General features: G+C 56.0%; 17 protein-coding genes, 1 tRNA gene and 1 pseudogene. 2 read left to right on the forward strand and 17 right to left on the reverse strand.

Features of this window, described 5'->3' with window-relative positions:
- The first annotated feature begins 105 nt into the window (after window positions 1-105).
- Window positions 106-2,865 carry a response regulator gene (locus H4J77_RS08035; RefSeq protein ID WP_123887662.1) on the forward strand — a complete coding sequence of 920 codons (2,760 nt, stop codon included), beginning with the start codon at window positions 106-108 and terminating at the stop codon, window positions 2,863-2,865.
- Between the two features lie 252 nt (window positions 2,866-3,117).
- Here the strand turns inward: H4J77_RS08035 and H4J77_RS08040 are convergent.
- The 8 genes and pseudogenes from H4J77_RS08040 to rnr all read right to left on the reverse strand — a co-directional run.
- A pseudogene (locus H4J77_RS08040) lies at window positions 3,118-5,298 on the reverse strand (YgiQ family radical SAM protein); the annotation flags it as partial.
- A 2-nt stretch (window positions 5,299-5,300) separates the two neighbouring features.
- On the reverse strand, window positions 5,301-6,707 hold the full coding sequence (dnaB, locus tag H4J77_RS08045; protein ID WP_123887660.1) for a replicative DNA helicase: 1,407 nt from the start codon (window positions 6,705-6,707) through the stop codon (window positions 5,301-5,303).
- Between the two features lie 140 nt (window positions 6,708-6,847).
- Complete coding sequence (gene rplI, locus H4J77_RS08050; RefSeq protein ID WP_123887659.1) at window positions 6,848-7,294, reverse strand: 50S ribosomal protein L9; 447 nt, start codon at window positions 7,292-7,294, stop codon at window positions 6,848-6,850.
- Between the two features lie 18 nt (window positions 7,295-7,312).
- Window positions 7,313-8,188: a hypothetical protein gene (locus tag H4J77_RS08055; protein WP_123887658.1), complete on the reverse strand. Its 876-nt coding sequence runs from the start codon at window positions 8,186-8,188 to the stop codon at window positions 7,313-7,315.
- Window positions 8,189-8,251: 63 nt separating this feature from the next.
- Window positions 8,252-8,482: a 30S ribosomal protein S18 gene (gene rpsR, locus H4J77_RS08060; protein ID WP_083723771.1), complete on the reverse strand. Its 231-nt coding sequence runs from the start codon at window positions 8,480-8,482 to the stop codon at window positions 8,252-8,254.
- A gap of 40 nt (window positions 8,483-8,522) precedes the next feature.
- Window positions 8,523-8,960 carry a 30S ribosomal protein S6 gene (rpsF, locus tag H4J77_RS08065; RefSeq protein WP_123887657.1) on the reverse strand — a complete coding sequence of 146 codons (438 nt, stop codon included), beginning with the start codon at window positions 8,958-8,960 and terminating at the stop codon, window positions 8,523-8,525.
- A 161-nt stretch (window positions 8,961-9,121) separates the two neighbouring features.
- Entirely contained in the window at window positions 9,122-9,865 is a 744-nt protein-coding gene (rlmB, locus tag H4J77_RS08070; RefSeq protein WP_123887656.1) for a 23S rRNA (guanosine(2251)-2'-O)-methyltransferase RlmB, read from the reverse strand.
- Window positions 9,866-9,878: 13 nt separating this feature from the next.
- On the reverse strand, window positions 9,879-12,383 hold the full coding sequence (gene rnr / locus H4J77_RS08075; protein WP_123887655.1) for a ribonuclease R: 2,505 nt from the start codon (window positions 12,381-12,383) through the stop codon (window positions 9,879-9,881).
- 259 nt (window positions 12,384-12,642) lie between these two features.
- Between rnr and H4J77_RS08080 the strand changes: the two genes are divergently transcribed.
- Window positions 12,643-12,729 (forward strand) — tRNA-Leu (locus tag H4J77_RS08080).
- A 135-nt stretch (window positions 12,730-12,864) separates the two neighbouring features.
- Here the strand turns inward: H4J77_RS08080 and H4J77_RS08085 are convergent.
- The 9 genes from H4J77_RS08085 to H4J77_RS08125 all read right to left on the reverse strand — a co-directional run bounded on the left by H4J77_RS08085 (window position 12,865) and on the right by H4J77_RS08125 (window position 23,846).
- On the reverse strand, window positions 12,865-14,160 hold the full coding sequence (locus H4J77_RS08085; protein WP_123887654.1) for an adenylosuccinate synthase: 1,296 nt from the start codon (window positions 14,158-14,160) through the stop codon (window positions 12,865-12,867).
- Between the two features lie 48 nt (window positions 14,161-14,208).
- Entirely contained in the window at window positions 14,209-15,399 is a 1,191-nt protein-coding gene (locus H4J77_RS08090) for an ATP phosphoribosyltransferase regulatory subunit (RefSeq protein WP_123887653.1), read from the reverse strand.
- A 279-nt stretch (window positions 15,400-15,678) separates the two neighbouring features.
- Window positions 15,679-16,554, reverse strand: coding sequence for a protease modulator HflC (gene hflC, locus H4J77_RS08095; RefSeq protein WP_123887652.1), 876 nt, complete (start codon window positions 16,552-16,554; stop codon window positions 15,679-15,681).
- Window positions 16,554-17,738 (reverse strand): FtsH protease activity modulator HflK, encoded by a 1,185-nt coding sequence (hflK, locus tag H4J77_RS08100; RefSeq protein WP_123887651.1) that lies wholly within the window; start codon window positions 17,736-17,738, stop codon window positions 16,554-16,556. The genes hflC and hflK overlap by 1 nt, the downstream gene beginning before the upstream one ends.
- 114 nt (window positions 17,739-17,852) lie before the next feature.
- Entirely contained in the window at window positions 17,853-19,154 is a 1,302-nt protein-coding gene (hflX, locus tag H4J77_RS08105) for a ribosome rescue GTPase HflX (RefSeq protein ID WP_123887650.1), read from the reverse strand.
- Between the two features lie 17 nt (window positions 19,155-19,171).
- Window positions 19,172-19,429, reverse strand: a complete 258-nt coding sequence (hfq, locus tag H4J77_RS08110; protein ID WP_123887649.1) for an RNA chaperone Hfq — start codon at window positions 19,427-19,429, stop codon at window positions 19,172-19,174.
- Between the two features lie 131 nt (window positions 19,430-19,560).
- Entirely contained in the window at window positions 19,561-20,499 is a 939-nt protein-coding gene (gene miaA / locus H4J77_RS08115) for a tRNA (adenosine(37)-N6)-dimethylallyltransferase MiaA (protein WP_218565687.1), read from the reverse strand.
- A gap of 61 nt (window positions 20,500-20,560) precedes the next feature.
- Complete coding sequence (mutL, locus tag H4J77_RS08120) at window positions 20,561-22,432, reverse strand: DNA mismatch repair endonuclease MutL (protein ID WP_123887648.1); 1,872 nt, start codon at window positions 22,430-22,432, stop codon at window positions 20,561-20,563.
- 1 nt (window position 22,433) lies between these two features.
- Window positions 22,434-23,846 carry an N-acetylmuramoyl-L-alanine amidase gene (locus tag H4J77_RS08125; RefSeq protein WP_218565688.1) on the reverse strand — a complete coding sequence of 471 codons (1,413 nt, stop codon included), beginning with the start codon at window positions 23,844-23,846 and terminating at the stop codon, window positions 22,434-22,436.

The following is a 23,846-nucleotide window of genomic DNA, read 5'->3' on the forward strand; positions in this document are numbered from 1 at the left end:
CATGGACCGTTTCAGCGACAAAGACCTTGGTCTATACTGCATCGGTGATTTATTGAGACAGCAAGCACGTTAGCATCATCGCCCAAGGACAGGACATAATCGATTGTGAAGCACATTAGCTCGCTACTGCTCGCTCTTTTCACGGGCCTAGCTTTCACACTCTCGAGCTGGGTTGCCTCCGCTGACGCCATAACGCCTGACTATAAAACCTTCGTCGACCCCACCGGCCAACTCGAGCTGGACGACATACTGTCAAATCGTTACGCCAACCGCTTTATACCCGCTCTCGATGCACCGCTAACGCTGCCAGGCAAAGGCGCAGTGCTTTGGGTCGAACTCACGTTAAGCCAGTCTCAAGACAAGCTCCTCACCGTTAGCAATCCAGCCATCGCGGATGTAGCTGTGTATCGTTTGACCATACAGGGCGCTACTCCTCTGTACCAAACCGGACAACTTGGTTCTCCGGCTGCGCGACCACTGCCTTATAAAGGCCTGGCTTTGCCGCTCGTGCAATTGCCGCCCGAAAGCGTAAAGCTGCTCGTGCGCTTAAGTAACGATTATCCTGTCACCACTCGTATTGGCGTCATCGACGCCCGCAGCGCGGCTTCCGAGCACGCGTTCCAGCAGAGTATTCAGGGGATCCTGATCGGCCTGCTATTGGCGCTGTTCCTGCACGGCGCGCTACAGGGCTCACTCGGGCGCGACCCTTATCACCTGGTGTTGGCTGGCATCAGCCTGATTCTTGCGCTCAGCGGCCTGGACAGCCTCAGCTGGGCCGCAAAAAGTCCCTTTACAGTGCACGGTTACCTCGCTCAAGTGTTGTCACTATGCGCCTATCCCTTGCTCGCGCTACTACTACTAAGTCGCCTACCTACTGAGCACTGCAACAGCGAGCGTAGGGTCGTTGTAGGCTTTAGCGTGGTTGCAACTGTGCTGCTGGCCATCGCTGCAAGTTTCCCGGCCCAATTCCATCTGGCGTCTGATCTACTGCGTTTTGGCTTACCCTTGTTTGGGCTGGCACTGGCCATTCATCTGCGAATGCAGGGGACTCACTTCAACCTGCCCTTCTGCATCGGCCATTTACTGTTGCTGAGCAACGCCCTGGTAGAACATTATCTGGACGACCTTCCATCCTACGCCTACCTGGCTGACATCTTGCTCTGGAGCGGGCTTGTCGCTTATACCTGGAGCCTGTACAAGCGCCTGCAGGGGAAACTGAGCCAGCGTATCCGCCAGCGCCAGGATACCGCCACGGCACAGGCGGAACAGCGTGCCAAAGCCGAGTTTCTTGCCCGTATCAGCCATGAAATACGCACGCCCATGAACGGCGTGCTGGGCATGAGCGAGCTACTGCTGGATACAGCGCTCTCGGCCAAACAGCGCGACTACGTGCAAACCATCCATGGCTCGGGTAATGATCTGCTGAACCTGATCAATGAAATTCTGGATGTCTCACGCCTTGAATCAGGCCAACTGCTGCTAGAAGAGGTCCAATTTGACCTGCATGCACTGGTCAACGACTGTCTGGACATCTACCGCAATAGAGCAGAGAACCAAGGCATAGAACTGATTGGATTCGTTCATCCCGACGTTGCCCGCACTATGCAAGGCGACCCCACACGGCTAAGACAGATCCTGATGAATTTGCTGGCCAATGCCCTGCAATACACCGAGGAGGGTGAAGTCGTCCTGGTAGTGGGCCTGGAACGCAAAGAGCGTGATCAAAGGTTGCGCTTTGCGATTCAAGATACCGGCGTTGGCATGCCGGACGATGCCCGTGAAAACCTGCTGAGCAAGGATCTCAGTACCGCCAGACTGCTGGAGCACTCAGATAATGATGGCTACCTACAGCTGGTGATCGCTCGGCAACTTATCGCCATGATGCAAGGCACCCTGGGGATGAAATACGGCAGCGAGCAAGGCACTGGCACTACCGTCTGGTTCAGCCTGCCCGCAGCCAAGCTTGATAACAGTCTTACCGCAGACCCTAACGGACTCTGCCTGCAGGACCGCAATGTATTGATCGTCGACGATAATGCAACCTGCCGCAAGGTACTGCAGCAGCAAGCTGCCGCTTGGGGCATGCGTAGCCAATGCGCAGCAGGCGGACGGGAGGCTCTGGCTATGCTGCGAACTCAAGCCAACCTGGGCGCTCCGTTCGAAATACTGCTACTGGATCAATCCATGCCCGGGATGAGCGGCGTCGAGCTAGCCACTCGCATAAAGGATGATCCTGTGCTGCACAACGACCTGCTGGTTATCATGCTGACCGGCATCAACCAGGTACCCAGTCGCGTCATTGCGCGTAACGCGGGCATTCGTCGCATCCTCAGCAAGCCCGTAGCAGGTTACACACTGCGCACTACGCTAATTGATGAGTGGAGTCAGCTACGCAATACCTCGGCAGTAGACACAGAACATCACAACGCAGCAGAGCCGACTGCGGCAAAAACGATCGTGGCAGGTGATTTCCGCGTACTGGTAGCGGAGGATAACGCCATTTCCACTAAAGTCATTCAGGGTATGCTGGCAAAGCTGAACGTAGGAGTCAGCAGCGTTGACAACGGCAAACGTGCGCTCGAAGCCACGCAACAAGAGCAGTTTGATCTAATTCTGATGGATTGTGAGATGCCCGAAATGGACGGCTTCACGGCTGCACAGCAGATCCGCGCCTGGGAAGCCAGGCAAGGGAGCCACCCGGTACCCATCATTGCTCTCACCGCCCACATATTGCCGGAACATCGTGAGCGAGCGCGTAAGGCCGGTATGAACGGGCACATGGCTAAACCCGTTGAGTTAAACCAGTTGCGCGAACAGATACAGCACTGGCGCGATCAAAAAGCCAATCAGGCAGCAGGCAGTTAATCTGTCCTGACTGATGCAAACGCCGGCTTAGGATAACCTCCAGCAGCGGCAGCGTAATCACTCAGCCAGCAGTAAAGAATATATGTGTATGTGCGCATGGGAGACCCCTCGTCTTAGACACGGTTCGCGCGGCGCGAACCGGGTATCTGTAAAGACTAGTTGAGGCCACGCAGACAGGCCATTAGATAAGCTGTATAAGCCTGATAGCGATTAGCTTCAGCGCGTCGTGCGGCTGCCCTTGCGAGCACCTTTACGCGCAGCCCCCGTTTCACGCGGCGGCAGCCCGGTGTGCTGGGTAAGCACCCTGCCCGCTTTCTTGCTACCTGTAGGGGTAGAGTTCTTGCGCCGGGCGCTCTGATAGCCTTCTACAGCAGGCTGGAAGGTCGGAATCAACTGCTGCTTACCGTTACCCACCAAATCACTGCGCCCCATTTCCTTTAGCGCCTCGCGCAACAACGGCCAGTTCTTGGGGTCGTGATAACGCAAAAAGGCCTTATGCAGGCGGCGCTGACGCTCGCCCTTGACGATATTCACGCCATCACTCTTGTAGGTCACTTTGCGTAGCGGATTCTTGCCGGAATGGTACATGGCCGTCGCGGTAGCCATCGGCGAAGGATAGAACGCCTGGACCTGATCTGCGCGGAAGCCGTTGCGCTTGAGCCAAAGCGCCAGATTCATCATATCTTCATCGGTGGTGCCCGGATGAGCTGCGATGAAATAAGGAATCAGGTACTGCTCCTTGCCTGCTTCCTTGGAATACTTCTCGAACATCTGCTTGAAGCGGTCATAAGAGCCGATGCCCGGCTTCATCATTTTGGTCAGTGGACCATCCTCGGTGTGCTCGGGAGCAATTTTGAGGTAACCGCCGACGTGGTGGGTGACCAGTTCCTTCACATACTCGGGAGACTCCACGGCCAGGTCATAGCGCAACCCGGAGGCGATAAGAATCTTTTTAACGCCAGGTAGCTCGCGCGCCTTGCGATACAGACCAATCAAGGATGAGTGATCAGTATTCAGGTTCTCGCAAATACCGGGAAACACGCAAGACGGCTTACGACATGCCGCTTCGATCTCCGGGCTCTTACAGGCAATGCGATACATGTTGGCCGTAGGGCCACCCAGGTCGGAAATGACACCGGTGAAACCGGGCACCTTGTCGCGAATCTCTTCTATCTCGCGGATGATAGAGTCGTGCGAGCGATTCTGAATAATTCGCCCTTCATGCTCGGTAATCGAACAGAAGGTACAACCACCGAAACAGCCACGCATGATATTGACCGAAAAACGGATCATGTCGTAAGCCGGAATTTTGGCATCACCATAAGCCGGATGCGGAATGCGCGCATAAGGCAGGCCAAAGATATAGTCCATTTCTTCAGTCGACAGCGGAATCGGCGGCGGCGTGAACCATACGTCGCGATCACCATGACGCTGAACCAGCGCGCGGGCGTTGCCAGGATTGGTCTCCAGGTGCAGCACACGGTTGGCGTGGGCATATAGCACCGGATCACTCTTGACCTTTTCAAACGACGGCAAGCGGATCACCGTATGATCACGCTCCAGACGTGGGTGCGGCAACAGCTGTACAACCTGCACACCCTCGTCGCCTTCATCCTCACTGGGGCCCTTGGCCTGCTCAACCGCACACGCACTGGTGTCTTGGGTGTTCACGTAAGGGTTGATGATCTTGTCGACTTTGCCGGGACGATCAATACGCGTCGAATCCAGCTCAAACCAGTTCTCCGGCGTGTCACGACGTACGAAGGCCGTGCCACGGATATCGGTAATATCCTGAATCAGCTCACCGCGGCTAAGGCGATGCGCAACCTCAACCACAGCACGCTCAGCGTTACCGTAAAGAAGAATATCGGCTTTGGAGTCAATCAGCAGCGAATGTCTAACTTTGTCCTGCCAGTAATCGTAATGTGCAATCCGGCGCAACGATGCCTCGATACCACCGAGCACCAGTGGCACATCCTTGAATGCCTCACGGCAGCGCTGACTGTAAACCAGACTGGCACGATCAGGTCGGCTACCACCCTTGCCACCTGGCGTGTAAGCGTCATCAGAGCGCACCTTACGATCCGCCGTGTAGCGATTGATCATTGAATCCATGTTGCCAGCAGCCACACCAAAGAACAGGTTCGGCTTGCCCAGCTTCATGAAATCATCTTTGCTCTGCCAATCTGGCTGGCTGATGATACCAACGCGAAAGCCTTGCGCTTCCAGCAATCGGCCAATGATAGCCATACCAAAAGACGGATGGTCGACATAGGCATCACCGGTCACAATGATGATGTCGCAGCTATCCCAACCCAGTTGATCCATTTCCTCCCGGCACATCGGCAGAAAAGGCGCCGGACCAAAACACTCGGCCCAGTATCGCGGGTGATCGAACAGTTGCTGCTTGGCCACCGGAATGGTGATCGACATGATTACTCCAGATCCCCGTAGCCGGAATATGAGCCGGGCGCCAGGTTTTCAAAACGGGTGTATTTGCCCAGAAACGCCATGCGTGCGGTACCGATAGGACCGTTACGCTGCTTACCGATAATCAACTCGGCAATACCTTTGTCCTGCGTATCAGGGTGATAAACCTCATCCCGATAAACAAACATGATGACGTCGGCGTCCTGCTCGATTGCACCAGACTCACGCAGGTCAGAGTTGATAGGACGCTTATTTGGGCGCTGCTCAAGCGAGCGGTTAAGCTGCGAAAGCGCGACCACAGGGACGTTGAATTCCTTGGCCAGAGCCTTCAGCGAGCGCGAGATTTCCGAAATCTCGTTAGTACGGTTCTCAGAAGACGCGCCACCGATGCGCATCAACTGAAGATAATCGATCATGATCAACCCGAGATCGCCGTGTTCACGCACAACACGACGAGCCCGAGCGCGCATTTCCATCGGCGAAAGGCCCGCGGTATCGTCGATGAAGAGCTTGCGATCATTCAACATATTGACCGCAGACGTGAGCCGAGGCCAATCCTCATCATCCAAACGACCGGACCGCACTTTGGTCTGATCAATACGACCCAGAGACGACAACATACGCATGATCAGCGAGTCACCTGGCATCTCTAGCGAGAATACCAGCACCGCTTTTTCACTACGCATGACCGCGTTCTCGACCAGATTCATCGCGAAGGTGGTTTTGCCCATAGAGGGACGACCGGCGACGATAATCAGATCGGAGGGCTGCAAGCCTGAGGTCATGTTGTCGAGATCAGTGAACCCGGTCGATAGCCCGGTAATAGAGCCTTCACTGTTAAACAGCGTATCAATACGATCGATCGCCTTGGCCAGCAGCGCGTTAACGCCCTCTGGGCCACCCGTTTTTGGACGGCTTTCAGCGATCGAAAAAATCTTGCGCTCGGCTTCATCCAGCACTTCGCTGGACTGCATTCCCTTGGGGTTGAATGCCGTGTCGGCAATATCACTACTCACGCTGATCAACTGTCGTAGCGTGGAACGCTCACGAATGATCTGCGCATAAGCACTGATATTGGCAACTGAGGGCGTGTTCTTCGCCAGCTGCCCGAGATACGCCAAACCACCGACTTGGTCGTTTAGCCCTTCCTTGTCCAGATCCTCTGCTAGGGTAACCACATCGAACGGCTGATTACGGTCTGCCAGACGTTTCAAGGCCTTGAAGATCAACCGGTGATCATGGCGATAAAAGTCACTTTCGGTAAGCAGCTCAGCCACGCGCTCCCAGGCTGTGTTCTCCAGCATCACGCCACCCAATACGGCCTGTTCAGCCTCAATGGAGTGCGGCGGAATCTTCAACGCGGAGGTCTGTAGATCCAGCTCGGGACGTGCGGAGTATTGCGATTCGGTCATGGACTTGGGCTCAGGACGGCATAGACAAAAACAACAACACGGCGCCTGTCGGAGACAAGCGCCGTGTTGACAAGTCTAACTGCAAAGCGCGGTTAAAGCATCCGAGACCGTAAAGCCTCGAACACGCGCTGCAGCCGCTGTTAGCCAGCGACGACGATCAGCTTGACGGTGGTTTCAACATCGCTGTGCAGTTGCACAACAACATCAAACTCACCGACATTACGAAGCGGACCTTCAGGCAGACGAACTTCGCTCTTCTCGATTTCAACGCCAGCCGCAGTCACTGCGTCAGCAATATCACGAGTACCGATAGAACCGAACAGCTTACCTTCTTCGCCAGCATTGGCAGTGATGGTAACTGACAGATCAGCCAGCTTGGCGGCGCGCGCGTCGGCTCCAGCTTTCTTCTCGGCAGCGATTTTTTCCAGCTCAGCGCGGCGCGCTTCAAAGGCTTCTACGTTGGCTGCAGTAGCCGGAGTAGCCTTGCCAAAAGGCAGCAGGAAATTGCGAGCGTAACCAGCCTTAACAGCGACCTTGTCGCCCAGGTTACCCAGATTCGCGATCTTTTCGAGCAGGATAACTTCCATTGCGATGACCTCTTAAATTCAACCTTGACCGTTTGATTCGTCGTCGCCACCTAAACCGTTTTCCGGTTTCAGGCGAGAGCGGAAATCAAACAGACTATCAATAAACGCCAAAAGCATAATCAGGGGCACTGCTGCTTGCGAGGCAAACAGCAGTGCGACATACATCGCTATCAACCAGGCCAGGCTCAATTGCTTGATACCGACAATGCCGTGTATCAAGGCCAGTCCAGCCAGTAGCAAAGGCACGGTCGAAACCGGCGCCACTACCGCCATGTCGCCAAACTGCGGTGCGACAAAGACCAGCAACAACAGACTGACCGCCATCCAGGGCTTCAACCGCAACTGATGAAATTCCTCGCGAAATCCACCCGGATTAAACAGTCTTGCCTGCCATGCACGAGCCAGAATCAAACTAGCCAACGTCAACAAAGCATGAACAGCGCCAGTCAAACCTGCAAGTATGGGCAACATCAGACTCTGCAGACGGGCCATATCGGCCTCGCTCAAATCCTTACCCAGCTCGCCAAGTACCTTAGGCATCATACCTTGCAGCTCGTTAGCCAGAACCACCATGGGCTCATGCAACATCGCCAACAATATCAGCGCGTATATCAACCCCAAGGGTGCGGCGGCCAATACGACCAGCGACCAATCATTGCGCTCGCGCAACAGACTGGCCAGCAGCGCTGTACCTAACACCAACAACAAGGGTGTAGGATCGCCCAACATCGCCCAAGCCAAAGCCGGTAAACCACCCCAGATTACAACCGGGGCACCTTCCGACAGGCCGCGGCGCAGGATGACCAGCGCCAGCACCACTGCACCAAACCAGAACAACAGGGGAATTGCGACCGACAGACCAACCACTAGGGTTGCCTGCCGACGGCCGCGCATTATGTATTCCGCCAAGCCCTGCATTTGGATCGCGCTTCCTGATTACTTACTTTTGACTACCAATCAACGACCGTGGCCGTCGGTGTAAGGCAGCAGTGCCAGGTAGCGGGCGCGCTTGATAGCAACAGCCAGCTGACGCTGATACTTGGCCTTGGTACCGGTAATACGGCTAGGAACGATCTTGCCGGTCTCGGTGACATAGGCTTTCAGAGTGTTGAGATCTTTGTAATCAATCTCTTTAACGCCTTCAGCGGTAAAACGGCAGAACTTTCTGCGACGGAAAAAACGTGCCATGGCAGCGTCTCCTTAATTCTGGAATGTGAACTGGGAAAACTTACTCGTCGTCACCGTTATCATCGGTGTCGTCGCTGTTATCAGCGTCATCGTTGGAGCTGTTGTCGTCGTTGTCATCGCTGCGCTCACGACGCTCACGACGCTCACCACGACCACTCTCTTCAGACTTGAGCATGTCGGACTGTTCAGTAACCGCTTCATCGCGACGCATTACCATGTTACGGATAACGGCATCGTTATAACGGAAGTTTTCAGTCAGTTCTTCCAACGCTTTAGCGCTGCACTCAACATTCATGAGGATGTAGTGTGCTTTGTGGATCTTGTCGATAGGGTAAGCCAGTTGACGGCGGCCCCAATCTTCCAGACGGTGCATTTTGCCGCCGTCTTCTTCGATCAGCTTGGTGTAACGCTCAACCATCGCGTTAACCTGCTCACTCTGGTCTGGATGAACCAGAAAAACGATTTCGTAATGACGCATAAAAGCTCCTTACGGGTTATAGCCAGCCATCCAAATATGGTCTGGCAAGGAGTGGAACATAGGTTTGGGGCGGCCATTCTAGTGAAGGCGCCTGTCAGAGGCAAGCTAAAAGGGAATTAATTGCAAAACCCGGACCAGAGCATGCAATCCGGGTGCAGATACTAGGCTGGCAAGCGTTGACGGACCGCCTCAAACAAACAGACTCCCGCAGCAACAGACACATTGAGACTGCTCACGGCACCAGCCATGGGCAGACGCGCAAGATAGTCACAGTTCTCGCGGGTCAGACGGCGCATGCCTGCGCCCTCTGCACCCATCACAATCACCGAGGGCACCTTGAGATCAACCTGATAGATAAACTGCTGCGCCTCGCCAGCGGTACCAACAACCCAGAGACCACGCTGCTGCAGCTGCTTGAGCGTGCGCGCCAGATTGGTGACCGCGACCAGAGGTACGGTCTCGGCAGCACCACAGGCAACCTTACGCACCACCGGGGTCAAACTGGCAGAGCGGTCACGCGGCACAATCACCGCCTGCACGCCCGCCGCATCGGCACTGCGCAAACAGGCACCCAGGTTGTGCGGGTCGGTCACACCGTCCAACACCAACAACAAAGGTACACCGTCCAACCGGTCGAGCAAGTGCGTCAGCATCTCCTCTGACCACACCTGACTGGCGGTCACCTCGGCTATCACACCTTGATGCACGCCTTCAGACAGCTTACCCAGCTCATCAGCGGCGACGCGCTGGACAGCAATACTCGCGGAACCTGCTTGCTCCAGCAGCGCCTGCTGCCGCTCATTGAGACGCCCAGACGGCAACAATAGCCGCCTCACCCTTTTTGGGCTGCGCTCCAGCAAAGCCTGCACCGCATGAACACCAAAAACCTGCTCAAGATCGCTCATACCACACTCTCACTCACTGCTTCGGCTTACGCTTGCGCGGACCGCGCGAAGCAGACTCAGTCTTACCGCTGGGCGCCTTAACGTCTCCGGCCGGCTTGGCTGATTTCCGAGGAGCACCTCCAGCAGGCTTGCTGGACGGGCCACGCCCAGCGGACTTGGCCTTCTTCTTGCCCTCGCCCGAGGCCTGACGCGCCTCAGCAAGCAGCTTCTCGCGCACAGCGCGACTGGCAGAGACCTTGCGATCAGGCTCAGGCTGCGACTGATCCGCCGCCATTTCGAAGTCAATCTTGCGCTCATCCAGGTCGACACGAGCCACTTGCACCCGCACAGGATCGCCAAGCCGGAACTTGCGACCAGAACGCTCACCAGTCAAACAGTGATGCACAGCATCAAAGTTGTAATAGTCTGCCGGCAGTGCCGTGATGTGCAGCAAGCCCTCAACGTAAATATCGGTCAGCTCGATGAACAGACCAAAGCTGGTAGCAGCTGTCACCAGACCATCGAATGACTCACCGACTCGGTCCTGCATGAACTCACATTTGAGCCAGCTGACAACATCGCGCGAAGCCTCGTCCGCCCGGCGCTCGTGCTTAGAGCACTGCTCGCCAAGCTCCGTCAGGCGCGCGTGATCATAAGGATAGACTTTTGCCTTGGGCACAACCGGCGCGCCGCAGCGCTTGACCAGATCGGTGGTGCGCCGTGAACGCACGACACTGCGAATGGCGCGGTGCGCCAGGAGATCGGGATAGCGTCGGATGGGTGACGTAAAGTGCGTATAGGCCTCGTAATTCAAGCCGAAGTGCCCTGCATTATCCGGACTATAAACCGCCTGACTAAGCGAGCGCAGCATCACTGTCTGAATCAACTGCGCATCAGGCCGACCTTGCACCTTGGCCAGAACCGCACTGTAGTCTTCCGGTGTGGGATCACCTTTCTTGCGCGTCAAACTCAGACCTTGCGCATTCAAAAACTGGCGCAAACGCTCGACCTTCTCCGCTTGCGGCGCATCGTGCACACGATACAAGCCCGGCAACTCAAGATCCTGCAGGAAGCGCGCAGTCGCCACGTTGGCGCTCAGCATGCACTCCTCAACGATCTTGTGAGCATCGTTGCGAGTAGTCGGCTTGATATCGACCAGTTTGCGATCATCACCAAAGATCATGCGCGTTTCAGTGGTCTCAAAGTCGATGGCACCACGCCCCTGGCGCGCCTTAGCCAAAGCTTTATAAAGCTCGTACAGACTCTCAAGATGCGGCACTACTTCACAATACTCTTCACGCAAAGCCTTGCCTTCACGACTACGGCCATGCTCCAGCATGGAAGACACCTTGTTATAGGTCAGCCGTGCATGCGAGTGGATTACCGCCTCATAAAACTGATAATCAGTGAGCTCACCGGCCTTGGACAGCGTCATCTCACAGACCATCGCCAAGCGATCCACATGCGGATTAAGCGAGCAAAGACCATTGGAGATGGCCTCTGGCAGCATGGGAATAACCTGGCTTGGGAAGTAGACAGAGGTACCGCGCAACTCCGCCTCCTCGTCCAGCGCCGACCCAAGCGGGACATAGTGTGAGACGTCCGCGATGGCGACATAGAGCTTCCAGCCACCAGAAAACAAACGCCAGCCACTGGGCTTATGCGGCTCGCAATAGAGCGCATCATCAAAATCACGCGCATCTTCGCCGTCGATAGTAACCAGCGGCAAATGGCGCAGATCAACACGTTTTTGCTTGTCTTTCTCTTCGACGAAGTCTTTGAGCTTGCTAGCCTCGTCAATAACCGCCTGCGGCCATTCGCTAGGAATATCGTAGCTACGCAGCGCGACCTCGATCTCCATACCGGGCGCCATGTAGTCGCCCACCACCTCAATTACCTCGCCCTGCGCCTGCCGACTCATCGTAGGCCATTGGGTGATACGCACTTCCGCATACTGACCGTGCTTGGCACCCATATTGGCGCCCGGCGGAATCAGCACGTCCTGATTTATTTTTGCATTATCGGCAACAACGAAGCTGATGCCGTTTTCTTCGTAATAGCGACCCACGAGAATTTCATGAGCACGCTCCAACACCTCAACGACCGCGCCTTCGCTGCGACCGCGACGGTCAACGCCGGTAACGCGACCCAGAACCCGGTCACCATCGAATACCAGTCGCATCTGCGAGGGCCCAAGAAACAGGTCTTCAGTCCCCTCATCAGGCACCAGAAAACCAAACCCGTCGCGATGCCCTTGCACGCGACCGCGGATCAGGTCGAGTTTATCGACTGGCGCATACGCGCCCCGGCGGGTGTAAATAAGCTGCCCATCGCGCTCCATGGCACGTAGGCGGCGGCGCAGCGCTTCGATGCTATCCTCATCCTGCAGAGCGAACTCCTGCTGCAACTGAGCTCGCGTGGCGGGCGCGCCACGGGTCTCCAGCAATTGCAGGATAAGCTCACGACTAGGGATGGGGTTGTCGTATTTTTCCGCTTCGCGCCGAGCTTCCGGATCCTGCTGGATCCACTCATTATTCATGGAAGTGGCCTGGGAAGGTGTAGATTTGCTCGACGGCTTGGCCGAGGCTTTGGATTGATCTTTTTTCGTCATAGACGCCTATTGAACCGCGAATCAAGTCTATATGCACCTGTTTCCTCCAATAAATTTTTTTCTCGCCAGGGGTTTACAAGATCATTCTGCCTACGTAATATTCGCGCCGTCAGCACGAAACGGCAGCAGCACGAAACGGCAGCAGCAAGAACCACAGGTTCAGCATAGCAGCAGATTCGCAAGACATGCCCAGGTGGTGAAATTGGTAGACACGCTAGCTTCAGGTGCTAGTGGCCTTACGGCCGTGGAAGTTCGAGTCTTCTCCTGGGCACCAATTCAAAAAAACCGAGATTATTCTCGGTTTTTTTATGCCTGAAATAAATGATTTAACCCTACCTCGCCGCCTCACTCATAAACAGGCGACACAAAAAAAGGCGCCCTCAGGCGCCTTTTCTTTACCGCATTTTCATCAGTCAGCAAAGACCTGACGCAAAATAACAGTCTCATTGCGGTCGGGCCCAGTCGAAATAAGATCGATCGGCGCCCCTACCAACTCCTCAATACGCGTGATGTAAGCGCGCGCATTAGCCGGCAAACCCTCAAGCGTCCTGACACCCAGGGTAGAGTCTTCCCAGCCCGGCATATCCTCGTAGACCGGCTCAAGCCCGATATAGCTATCAGCATCGGTAGGCGCTTCGATCACATCGCCATGCTCATTACGGTAACCAACACAGATGCGAATAACATCCAAACCATCCAGCACATCCAGCTTGGTCAGACACAGACCACTGATACTGTTGATCTCCATTGCCCGACGCAAGATAACCGCATCAAACCAACCACAGCGCCGCGCCCGCCCGGTAGTCGAACCGAACTCGTGACCACGCTCAGCCAGACGCGCACCCACAGCATCAAAGAGCTCGGTAGGGAAAGGACCCGAACCCACACGAGTGGTATACGCCTTGGTAATACCCAACACATAGTCGAGATAGAGCGGACCAAAGCCAGAGCCGGTAGCCGTACCACCAGCGGTAGTGTTGGAACTGGTTACAAAGGGGTAGGTACCATGGTCGATATCCAGCAACGAACCTTGCGCGCCTTCAAACATGATATTCGCGCCTTCGCGACGCAACTCATGCAGACGAGCCGTCACATCAGTCATCAGTGGCGCAAGCCAGTCCGCATACCCAAGAGCCTCATCCAGCGTCTTCTGGAAGTCGACCGGCTCAACCTTGTAATAATGCTGGAGCGCAAAGTTATGGTAATCCAGAACCTCACCCAACTTGGCAGCAAAGCGTTCGCGATGAAAAAGATCCGCTACACGCAGGCCACGGCGAGACACCTTATCCTCATAGGCTGGCCCGATACCGCGACCAGTGGTCCCGATCTTGGCCTCACCACGCGCCTTCTCACGCGCCTGATCCAGTGCAACGTGATAAGGCAGAATCAGCGGACAAGCAGGGCTGATACGCAGGCGCTCACGCACAGGAACACCCTTGGCCTCGAGCTCTTTCAACTCTTTCAGCAATGCCTCAGGCGAAAGCACAACGCCGTTACCGATAAAACAGCGAACGTTCTCGCGCAGAATGCCGGAGGGGATCAGGTGGAGTACGGTCTTCTCACCATCAATAACCAGGGTATGGCCAGCATTGTGACCTCCCTGATAACGCACTACCGCAGCAACCTGATCAGTCAGCAAGTCAACAATCTTGCCCTTGCCCTCATCGCCCCACTGGGTACCCAGGATGACAACATTCTTACCCATGTTCAGCCCATGCCTCGCTAGAAATTAATTGGCCTTGCGGCCAGGGAATCACGAATTCAATTCAGTTACTGACCACGAACCCACCTGAAAGGCGAGCACGCGATCACAGCCATAATCAGCCGCTTCGATACTTGATTGGCCCGGCAGCGCCACTATCACTCGCTCACCCTGCTGACGGAGCACTGCGATCTTGTCATGCAGCCCAGCTTCGTTACTGTGAGGAGCCCAGATGGCCGAGCCTTTTTGAGCCAGCCCGATACTGCCGCGCTGCACCAGGCAACGCAGATCGGTAGAAAAACCAGTAGCCGGGCGCGCGCGCCCAAAATCGCTGCCGATATCGTCGTAACGACCACCCTGGGCGACACTCTGGCCAACACCCGGCACAAACGCGGCAAACACCACACCCGTGTGGTAATGATAGCCACGCAACTCACCCAGGTCGAAGTACAGTGGAATATGCGGGTAACGACGCGCCAATACCTGGGCAATTTCAGCCAGATCATCCAGCGCAGCCATGACCGACTCCGGCGCACCATCCAGCAGAGCGTGCGCACGATCCAGCACCTCAACACCACCGGACAACTCAACCAGGCTGCAAAGCATGGCCGCCAGCGAAGACTGCTCAATACCCGCAGCCAGCTGATTAACCTCATCTACCGCCTTGCGTTGCAGCGCATCAAACAAGGCACGCTCGGTAGCCTCGCCAACACCTGCGGCCTGAACCAGGCCGCGATAGATACCGACATGACCGATATCCAGATGCACTCCTTCTACCTGACAACTGGAAAGAGTTTCCAGCATCAGCGAAATCACTTCTATATCGCTGGTGCTGGAGGCATCACCATACAGCTCTGCACCCAGTTGAATCAGGCTACGCGCGGTCGATAACGGCCGCGGCAAGGTATGTAGCACGCTACCGCAATAACACAGGCGCGACGGACCTTCTGCGCCCAGGGTATGCGCGTCAATGCGCGCAACCTGCGGTGTAATATCGGCACGCAGCCCAAGCATCCGACCGGACAGCTGGTCGGTCATCTTGAAGGTTTGCAGTTCGAGGTCGTGACCGGCACCGGTCAACAGGGATTCCAGATATTCGATGTGCGGTGTAATGACCAGGTCATAACCCCAGCAGGAGAACAGATCAAGCAACTGTCGGCGGGCAGCTTCGATACGGGCGGCCTCCGCGGGCAGCACCTCGTCAATACCATCCGGCAACAGCCAGCGATCTACAGTCGGCATTTTGACAACCTTTTCATACACAGTGAACTAGGCTTGCGGTCTGACTTGAGTCTGTAGCTCAAGCCCCGTGACCAGCGATATAAAAGCCGCCGTTCGCATAGACGATCGGCAGCACCAAACAGAATAGGCCGGTCACAAAAAAGCCGGGAATTCCCGGCTGCGCAAGTGTAACACGTTTTATAGTCACGACACCCGTGGCTTTACTTGCCCAACCTCACCATCCAGACAAGAAAAAAGGGGCGATCCACTCAGTGGACGCCCCTTTGCTTAAGTCTCGCCTCAGGGCTGGCGAGACTTACCTTGCAGGTACTTGAAGAAATCACTTTCGGGATCAAGCACCAGCACATCAGACTTGCTGGCAAAGCTTTCGCGATAGGCTTGCAGACTGCGAGAAAACGCGTAGAACTCAGGATCTTTGGTGTAGGCTTCGGCATAGATCTTTGCCGCCTTGGCATCACCATCACCGCGTATTTTCTCCGATTCACGGAAGGCTTCGGCAATGATTACCCGTTTCTGACGGTCAGCATCAGCACGAATACCTTCACCCAGCTCCCGACCTTTGGCGCGATGCTCGCGCGCCTCACGCTCACGCTCGGTGCTCATGCGGTCAAATACGCTGCGGTTAACTTCGTTAGGCAAATCAATCGCCTTAACCCGCACATCAACCACTTCGATGCCCAATTCACGACGCGCACTCTCATCCAATGTCGCAGTAATATCGGCCATCAGCTGATCACGCTCACCGGACACCACCTCATGCAAGGTGCGGCGCGCGACTTCGTTACGCAAACCTGATTCGAGCTGTCGGGACAGGCGCTCTTCCGCAATCGCCCGCAACCCAGAAGTTGCCGTGTAAAAACGCTGCACATCGGCAATGCGCCACTTGGCGTAAGAATCCACCATCAGCGCTTTCTTCTCCAGCGTCAGATAACGCTGGGTAGCTGTATCGAGCGTCAACAGGCGACCATCAAATTGGTGCGCTTCCTGCACAAAGGGCAACTTGAAGTGCAGGCCGGGCGCCACATCACTGTCTACCACTCGCCCAAACTGCAGCACTATGGCGCGCTCAGTCTGATTCACCACAAAGAAGCTGTTCCAACCAACAATCAGCGCAGCCAACAGCACAATGATGCCAAGTAAGGATTTATTACTCATCAGCGGGACTCCCTGGAACGCAGATCGCGCTGCTGTGAAGAATTGGAACGAGACGAGTCATTCTGGCTCATCGTCGGCGCGCTAGCGCCAGACGCGGAGCTAGTAGCAGACGATTGCTGCATCAGCTTATCCAAGGGCAGATAAAGCAGATTATTATTACCCTCCCCGCCAGAAACCAGAATCTTGCTGCTATTACTCATCACATCCTGCATCGTATCGAGATACATGCGCTCACGCAGTACCTCCGGCGCGATGCGGTATTGCTCAACCAGCAGATCAAAGCGCTTAGCCTCACCCTCTGCACGGGCAATCACTTCATCGTGATAACCATTGGCCTCTTCCAGCATCCGCTGAGCCTTGCCTCGCGCCTCAGGAATCACGCCATTGGCGTAAGCCTCTGCCTGATTGCGCTCGCGAACCTCGTCTTCTTTGGCGCGAATCACGTCATCAAACGCGTCCTGCACCTCAGCTGGCGCCTGAGCATTTTCGATATTGACCTGAGTCACCGCGATACCGGTGTTGTAACTGTCCAGGTAACGCTGCAAACGCTCGGTGACTTCCACCGCCATTTGCTCACGCCCTTCGGTCAGCACCTGGTGCATCGGCGTAGAACCCACTACGTGACGAACCGCGCTTTCGGTCGCATGACGCAAGCTGGTCTCAGGATCTTCAACCATTAGTACGAAGTTCTCCAGATTGGAGATGCGGTACTGAATGGCAACCGGGACCTCAACGATATTCTCGTCTTCAGTCAGCATCTGCCCCTGCTGTCGATAGGAGCGAACCTGGGTCACGTTGCGCTGAAACTTGCGTTCAACGGGCGGGAAGTAAAGGTGTAGACCCGAACCTACCGTACGATCATATTCGCCGAAACGCAGAATGACCGCCTGTTCCTGCTCATCGACCATATATACGGCGTTAAACAGCCAGACGCCCAGCACAACCAGCCCAGCAATAGCCCAAAGCCCCTTGGGAATACCGCCACCACCGCCAATGCGATCGCCACCATTACCGCCGCTGCCTCGCTTGCTGGAGCCGAAAAGACTATTCAGGCTGTCCTGCAACTTGCGCAGCGCATCGTCAAGATCCGGCGGACCTTGCTTGCCGCCGCGCTTGCCGCCGCCGCTACCCCAGGGATCCTGGTCGTTTGAATTATTTCCGCCACCAGGCTCATTCCAGGCCATAGCGTTCTCCGTTGTCTGTAACCGTTCGAAGCTCCAGCTGCCTAAAGGACAACCAGATCAGGATGCAATCCTACCGTAAACCAGCAGCCATGCGCGAACCATAGCTGGAAGCTTTCATTGCAAAGTATGTTGCTGAAGAAATGCTTCTGGTAACCAACCCTCACGTTTGAGCAAGCGATTGAAGTCGCTACGCTGCAGACGCAGATCTAGCTGCTGACGACCATCGTCTGCTGTCTGCTCACCGAGCACCGCACCCGCCGCGTAGAACTGGGCACGCAATCGCGCTTCGGCATGCTCAAGTACGACACGCTCCTGCACCAAATCGTTACCCAAACGTTCAGCAATCGCCTGCTCAAGCAGATCCAGCCCCAGCCCTTTCTGCGCTGAAATCCAGACCCTGACAATATTGCCGCCTTCATCGCGCTGCAACTGTGGCTCAAAACCATCAATCAGATCGATTTTGTTGTACACCTCCAGCATGGGCAGCTCGATCGCGCCGATCTCACCCAGCACAGAATGCACTTGCTGAATATTCTCCTGCCGATCGTCATCTGCAGCATCAATGACATGCATCAACAGATCAGCCTGCGCGGACTCCTCCAGCGTGGCCCTGAACGCCTCCACCAGCTTGTGCGGAAGATGGCGAATGAAGCCTACGGTATCAGCCAGAATGACCGGCCCGATATCCGGCAACTCAACGCGCCGCAGCGTAGGATCAAGCGTCGCGAACAACTGATCCGCCGCATAAACATCAGACGTGGTGAGCTTATTGAACAGCGTCGATTTACCCGCGTTGGTGTAACCAACCAGTGATACCACCGGAATTTCCGCCCGACGCCTGGCGCGGCGCGCCTGGTCGCGCTGGCTGCGCACCTTCTCCAGCCGCTTGGTAATCTGCTTGATACGCACCCGTAACAGACGACGATCCGTCTCAAGCTGGGTTTCACCAGGACCACGCAGGCCGATACCCCCTTTCTGACGCTCAAGGTGAGTCCAACCCCGAACCAGACGCGTGCTTAGGTGATCGAGCTGTGCCAGCTCAACCTGCAACTTGCCTTCGTGGGTTCGTGCGCGCTGCGCAAAAATATCCAGAATCAGGCCGGTACGGTCGATTACTCGACACTCCAGCTCACGCTCAAGATTGCGCTCCTGACTTGGTGTCAGGGTATGATTGAAGATGACCACGTCACCTTCGTTGGCCTTGACCAGCGCCCGCAACTCTTCCACCTTGCCGCTACCTATCAGGAAACGGGGTGTCGGTTGATGCCGAGGGATAGTCATAAATGCCGCATTTTCAGCGCCGGCTGAACGCACCAGCTCTAAAAATTCCTGCGGGTCTTCACGGCGCTGGTCATCCAGGCCTTCGAGGTGAACGAGAACGGCTCGTTCACCCCCTTCATGCCGCTCAAAAAACAATCAGAACTCCTGTAGCATCAGGGATTGCTGGCCTCAGCCTCTTCGTCACCACCGGCAGCAACCGGCAAACGTACCGGACGACCGGGGACAACAGTAGAGATCGCGTGCTTATACACCATTTGGCTAACTGTATTTTTCAACAGAATAACAAACTGGTCGAATGACTCGATCTGGCCCTGCAACTTGATGCCGTTAACGAGATAGATGGATACCGGGACACGTTCCTTGCGCAGAACGTTCAGGTAAGGGTCTTGTAGTGAATGCCCTTTTGACATTGCCTCACTCCTTTAATGGAAACCGAATAATTGTAAGCATTGTAATAATGCGATTTGGCCGGCTTGTCCATTATCCAAAAGACGAGCAGGCAAGTTAACTGCAAAATCCAGGGCATCAGCACCGATGAACTCTATATTGCGGCCTCTTTCAGTGCTTTCAAGGCCAGCTCGAATCTTTTCGGATCCAAACTATCAAGCCAATCGATTTCAGCGTGCCAGCCACGCAGCCAGGTGAACTGACGCTTAGCCAATTGCCGCGTCGCAATAATGCCCCGTTCAACCATCTCTGCTTCGTCCAGCTTGCCATCCAGAAAGTCCCAGACCTGTCGGTAACCAACGGCTCTGATAGACGGCATGGAGGAATTCAGGTCTCCCCGATTTCGCAAAGATTCGACCTCGGGAATCAGCCCTTGTTTCATCATCAAGACAAAACGTTCGGCAATTCGCTCGTGCAGCACAGATCGATCCTGCGGAGCAACGGCCATATAGTGCATAGTATAAGGCAAAACCGCCGTGTTCGACCGGTCACCACCGCCTTTTTCTGCTGCTTGGCCCGCATGCATTTGTGACAGTGTAATACCAGTTAGCAGAAACACCTCATAGGCACGCTGTATCCGCTGCGGGTCATTCGGGTGTATGCGCTCTGCGGCCACCGGGTCAACCCGCGCCAGCTCGGCGTGTACAGACTCCCAGCCACCGGACTGCGCCATCGCTGCAATCCGCGCTCGCACCTCGGCATCAGCCGACGGCATTTGCGCCAAGCCGCCGGCGAGCGCCTTGAAATACAGCATGGTGCCGCCAACCAGCAAAGGGATACGACCACGTGAGGTGATATCGGCCAGCAACGGCGTGACCTCATCACGAAAACGGGCCGCTGAATAGGCTTCTGCAGGGTCAAGAATATTGATCAGGTGGTGTGGATAACGCTCAAGGGTCTGCGCATCGGGCTTAGCCGAGCCGATATCCATGCCACGATAAACCAATACCGAATCCACACTTACCAGCTCACAGGGGAAATGGTCATACAAATGCATGGCCAACTCGGTCTTGCCAGAAGCCGTAGGCCCCATCAGACACATGACCGGCGGCAACTTAGCGGACGCCACAGAGCCCTCCTCTCATCAACTTTTTTCACCGACCGCGCAGGAAGAGTTTATCCAGCTCCACCATACTCATTTGGGTCCAGGTGGGACGCCCATGGTTGCACTGACCGCTGCGCTCGGTCTGCTCCATATCACGCAGCAACCCATTCATTTCGGCCAGCGTCAGACGCCGATTAGCCCGCACTGAGCCATGACAGGCCATAGTGCCCAGCAACTCGTTCAAATGTGCCTGAATACGATCACTGGTGCCGTACTCCAGGAGATCACTCAGAACATCACGCACCAGCTGCTCTGCATGTGCCTGCCGCAGCAGCGCCGGCACTTCGCGAATCGCCAGCGACTCCGGCCCCACGCGCTGCAGCGACATGCCCAGACGGGTAAACCAGTCTGCGTGCTCTTCTGCACAATCCGCTTCACGCTGACTGACGGCCAGACTTTCAGGCACCAGCAGCGGCTGACTACGCAGACCTTCCTGATCCATCGCCAGCTTGAGCCGTTCATAAGTGATACGTTCGTGCGCGGCGTGCATATCAACTACCACCATACCGGCACTGTTTTCCGCCAGAATATAAACCCCATGCAGCTGAGCAACGGCATACCCCAGAGGCGGAATATCGCCCTCTGCTTGTTCCGGCATTTTTTCGCCGCCCGGCTGAGCGCCATATAAGCTGGCGTAGGCGGCAACAGCGCCAGCGGGCGGCGGCGCAGGCGCGGCATAACCAACGCCCTGCACTGCCCCCTTGTCAGCCTGCCAGCCGGCAGAGGGCTCATTCAGCGACATATATTGCTGCCCGGAAAACACGCCCGCGTCCAGCCCGCTCGTCGCAGGCGCAGCCGGCGGTGACGTCAACCCTGAGACAGAGGATGACGCATCTGCCTGCTCAGGCTCGTCACCGGGCCGCTGATCTGCCAGTGCGCGATACAGCGTACTAAACAAAAAATCGTGGACCATGCGGCCATCACGGAAACGCACTTCGTGCTTGGTCGGATGAACGTTGACGTCGACCACCCCGGGATCAAGCTCCATAAACAGCACAAAGGTGGGATGACGGCCATTGAATAGCACGTCACGATAGGCCTGACGCACAGCATGCGCGACCAGCTTGTCCTTGATCATGCGTCCGTTGACAAAGAAATATTGCAAATCCGCCTGACTGCGAGAAAAGGTAGGCAGCCCAACCCAGCCCCAAAGCCGCAGCCCAGCGCGCTCGTTATCGATAGAGCGCGACTGCTCAACGAAGGCCGGCCCGCAGACGGTAGCCACGCGTCGCCGCGCCTCTTGCTCGGTATGCGCAGGCCGTAAACTGAACACACTGCGGCCGTTATGCCGGAGGCTAAACGCCACATCAAAACGTGACAACGCCAGGCGCTTGACGACCTCTTCAAGGTGCGAGAATTCGGTTTTCTCGGTACGCAGAAACTTGCGCCGGGCTGGCGTGTTGAAAAACAGATCACGCACCTCGACGGTGGTGCCTTGCGGGTGCGCAGCCGGCTGCAGGCTTGGCGCCATATCGCGCCCTTCGGTCTCGACCTGCCAGGCTTGATCGCTACCCGCAGGACAGGAGGTTAGCGTCAGCCGCGAGACCGAACTAACCGAGGCCAAGGCCTCACCCCGAAAGCCCAGAGTGGCAACTCGCTCCAGGTCATCCAGATCACGAATTTTGCTGGTTGCATGGCGGGACAGGGCAAGAGGCAAGTCATCCTGAGCAATCCCGCTGCCATCGTCACGCACCCGCAGCAGCTTGACCCCAGCCTGCTCGATATCGATGTCGATACGCTTGGCACCGGCATCCAGACTATTCTCCAGCAATTCCTTGATGACCGAGGCTGGACGCTCCACAACCTCGCCCGCCGCGATCTGGTTAGCCAGTCGCGGGCTTAATAATTGAATTCGGGTCATATCAGTTTTGATTCTGTACGAGCAAGCTGCTGGCGGGCACCTTAAGTACCTGCCCTACTCGTATATTGTCGTCGGAAAGATTATTGGCGTTACGCAGACCGCTGAGTGATACCTGATACAGACTGGCAATCATGGACAGGCTATCGCCACGACGCACGACATGCTCACGAGGCCCCTGAGCAAGCTTGCCACCGGCTTTGAGTGCGGCAATACGGGTGCCGGGCGGCGGGTTACGATGAAAGAAACTCTTTACGCCAGAATGAATTGAGCGTGCCAATGCCTGCTGATGGCTACGCGTAACCAGCTTGCGCGCCTCACCCGGATTGGAAATGAAACCGGTTTCAACCAGGATAGATGGGATATCCGGTGATTTAAGCACCATAAAGCCAGCCTGCTCGACCCGCGATTTGTGTAGCGAGTTAACCCGGCCTACGGACGAAAGCACTTGCTGCCCCACATCCAGACTCGCCGACAACGTCGCCGTCATGGACAGGTCGAGCAAGACACTGGCAAGCACCTGGTCCTTGTTATCAAGGCTGACACCGCCCACACCACCGATCAAGTCAGAGCGGTTTTCTCGGTCGGCCAAGAGTCGAGCGGTCTCGGACGTAGCACCACGATCCGAGAGTGCGAACACGGAGGCACCGTTCGCGCTGGCACGGGTGAAGGCGTCGGCGTGAATGGAAATAAACAGATCAGCGTTATGCTGACGGGCTATCTCGGTACGTCTGCGCAACGGAATAAAATAGTCTCCCGTCCTCACCAACTCAGCCCTAAACCCCGGTTCAGCATCAATCATGCCTTTGAGATCGCGGGCGATGGCTAGCACCACCTCCTTCTCACGTGCACCACCATAACCAATGGCGCCCGGGTCTTCGCCGCCGTGGCCAGCATCAATCGCCACAATAATATCGCGCTCACCCGCTTCCGACGCAGAGCGCGTTGGCGTCTGCGGCAGAGGTGAAGCCTGAGGAGCTTGCGGTGGTGCAACAGCAGTCGGCCTGGCATCCTGATCAAACAGGTCAATGACCAGGCGGTTGCCATACTGCTGGTTGGGCGGCAGGACAAAACTCTTGGGATTAACCTGCGAAGACAGATCCAGTACCACCCGCAGGTCCTTACCATTGCGCGGCGCAGAGCGCATCCCGGTCAGGGGCGTGTTAGCCAACGCAAGGGCTGAGGTGTCGGCGTTGAAATTTGCATTACTGATATCAATAACGATGCGTTCAGGGTTTGAGAGCGTAAAGAGCGTGTGCTCCGCCGGACCACTGAGATCAAAAACCAAGCGCGTGTTATCTGGCGCACGCCACAGGCGAACGCTCTGAATATCGGCCGCAAAGGCCAGCTCGGTAACAAGGCACAATAAACTGACAGCGCAACAACGCAGCAGCATCTGGCATTTCCCCCCGGTCAT

This window comes from Pseudomonas sp. 5Ae-yellow (assembly GCF_014077575.1).
Taxonomy (GTDB): Bacteria; Pseudomonadota; Gammaproteobacteria; order Pseudomonadales; family Pseudomonadaceae; genus Halopseudomonas; species Halopseudomonas neustonica.

Excerpts from the sequence above, each read along its gene's own strand:
- dnaB (WP_123887660.1), bottom strand. The coding sequence starts at position 6,707 with ATGACCGAATCGCAATACTCCGCACGTCCCGAGCTGGATCTACAGACC.
- rplI (WP_123887659.1), bottom strand. The coding sequence starts at position 7,294 with ATGGAAGTTATCCTGCTCGAAAAGATCGCGAATCTGGGTAACCTGGGC.
- H4J77_RS08055 (WP_123887658.1), bottom strand. The coding sequence starts at position 8,188 with ATGCGCGGCCGTCGGCAGGCAACCCTAGTGGTTGGTCTGTCGGTCGCA.
- rpsR (WP_083723771.1), bottom strand. The coding sequence starts at position 8,482 with ATGGCACGTTTTTTCCGTCGCAGAAAGTTCTGCCGTTTTACCGCTGAA.
- rpsF (WP_123887657.1), bottom strand. The coding sequence starts at position 8,960 with ATGCGTCATTACGAAATCGTTTTTCTGGTTCATCCAGACCAGAGTGAG.
- rlmB (WP_123887656.1), bottom strand. The coding sequence starts at position 9,865 with ATGAGCGATCTTGAGCAGGTTTTTGGTGTTCATGCGGTGCAGGCTTTG.
- rnr (WP_123887655.1), bottom strand. The coding sequence starts at position 12,383 with ATGAATAATGAGTGGATCCAGCAGGATCCGGAAGCTCGGCGCGAAGCG.
- H4J77_RS08085 (WP_123887654.1), bottom strand. The coding sequence starts at position 14,160 with ATGGGTAAGAATGTTGTCATCCTGGGTACCCAGTGGGGCGATGAGGGC.
- H4J77_RS08090 (WP_123887653.1), bottom strand. The coding sequence starts at position 15,399 with ATGCCGACTGTAGATCGCTGGCTGTTGCCGGATGGTATTGACGAGGTG.
- hflC (WP_123887652.1), bottom strand. The coding sequence starts at position 16,554 with ATGAGTAATAAATCCTTACTTGGCATCATTGTGCTGTTGGCTGCGCTG.
- hflK (WP_123887651.1), bottom strand. The coding sequence starts at position 17,738 with ATGGCCTGGAATGAGCCTGGTGGCGGAAATAATTCAAACGACCAGGAT.
- hfq (WP_123887649.1), bottom strand. The coding sequence starts at position 19,429 with ATGTCAAAAGGGCATTCACTACAAGACCCTTACCTGAACGTTCTGCGC.
- miaA (WP_218565687.1), bottom strand. The coding sequence starts at position 20,499 with ATGGGGCCTACGGCTTCTGGCAAGACCGAGTTGGCCATGCATTTGTAT.
- mutL (WP_123887648.1), bottom strand. The coding sequence starts at position 22,432 with ATGACCCGAATTCAATTATTAAGCCCGCGACTGGCTAACCAGATCGCG.
- H4J77_RS08125 (WP_218565688.1), bottom strand. The coding sequence starts at position 23,846 with ATGACCGGGGGGAAATGCCAGATGCTGCTGCGTTGTTGCGCTGTCAGT.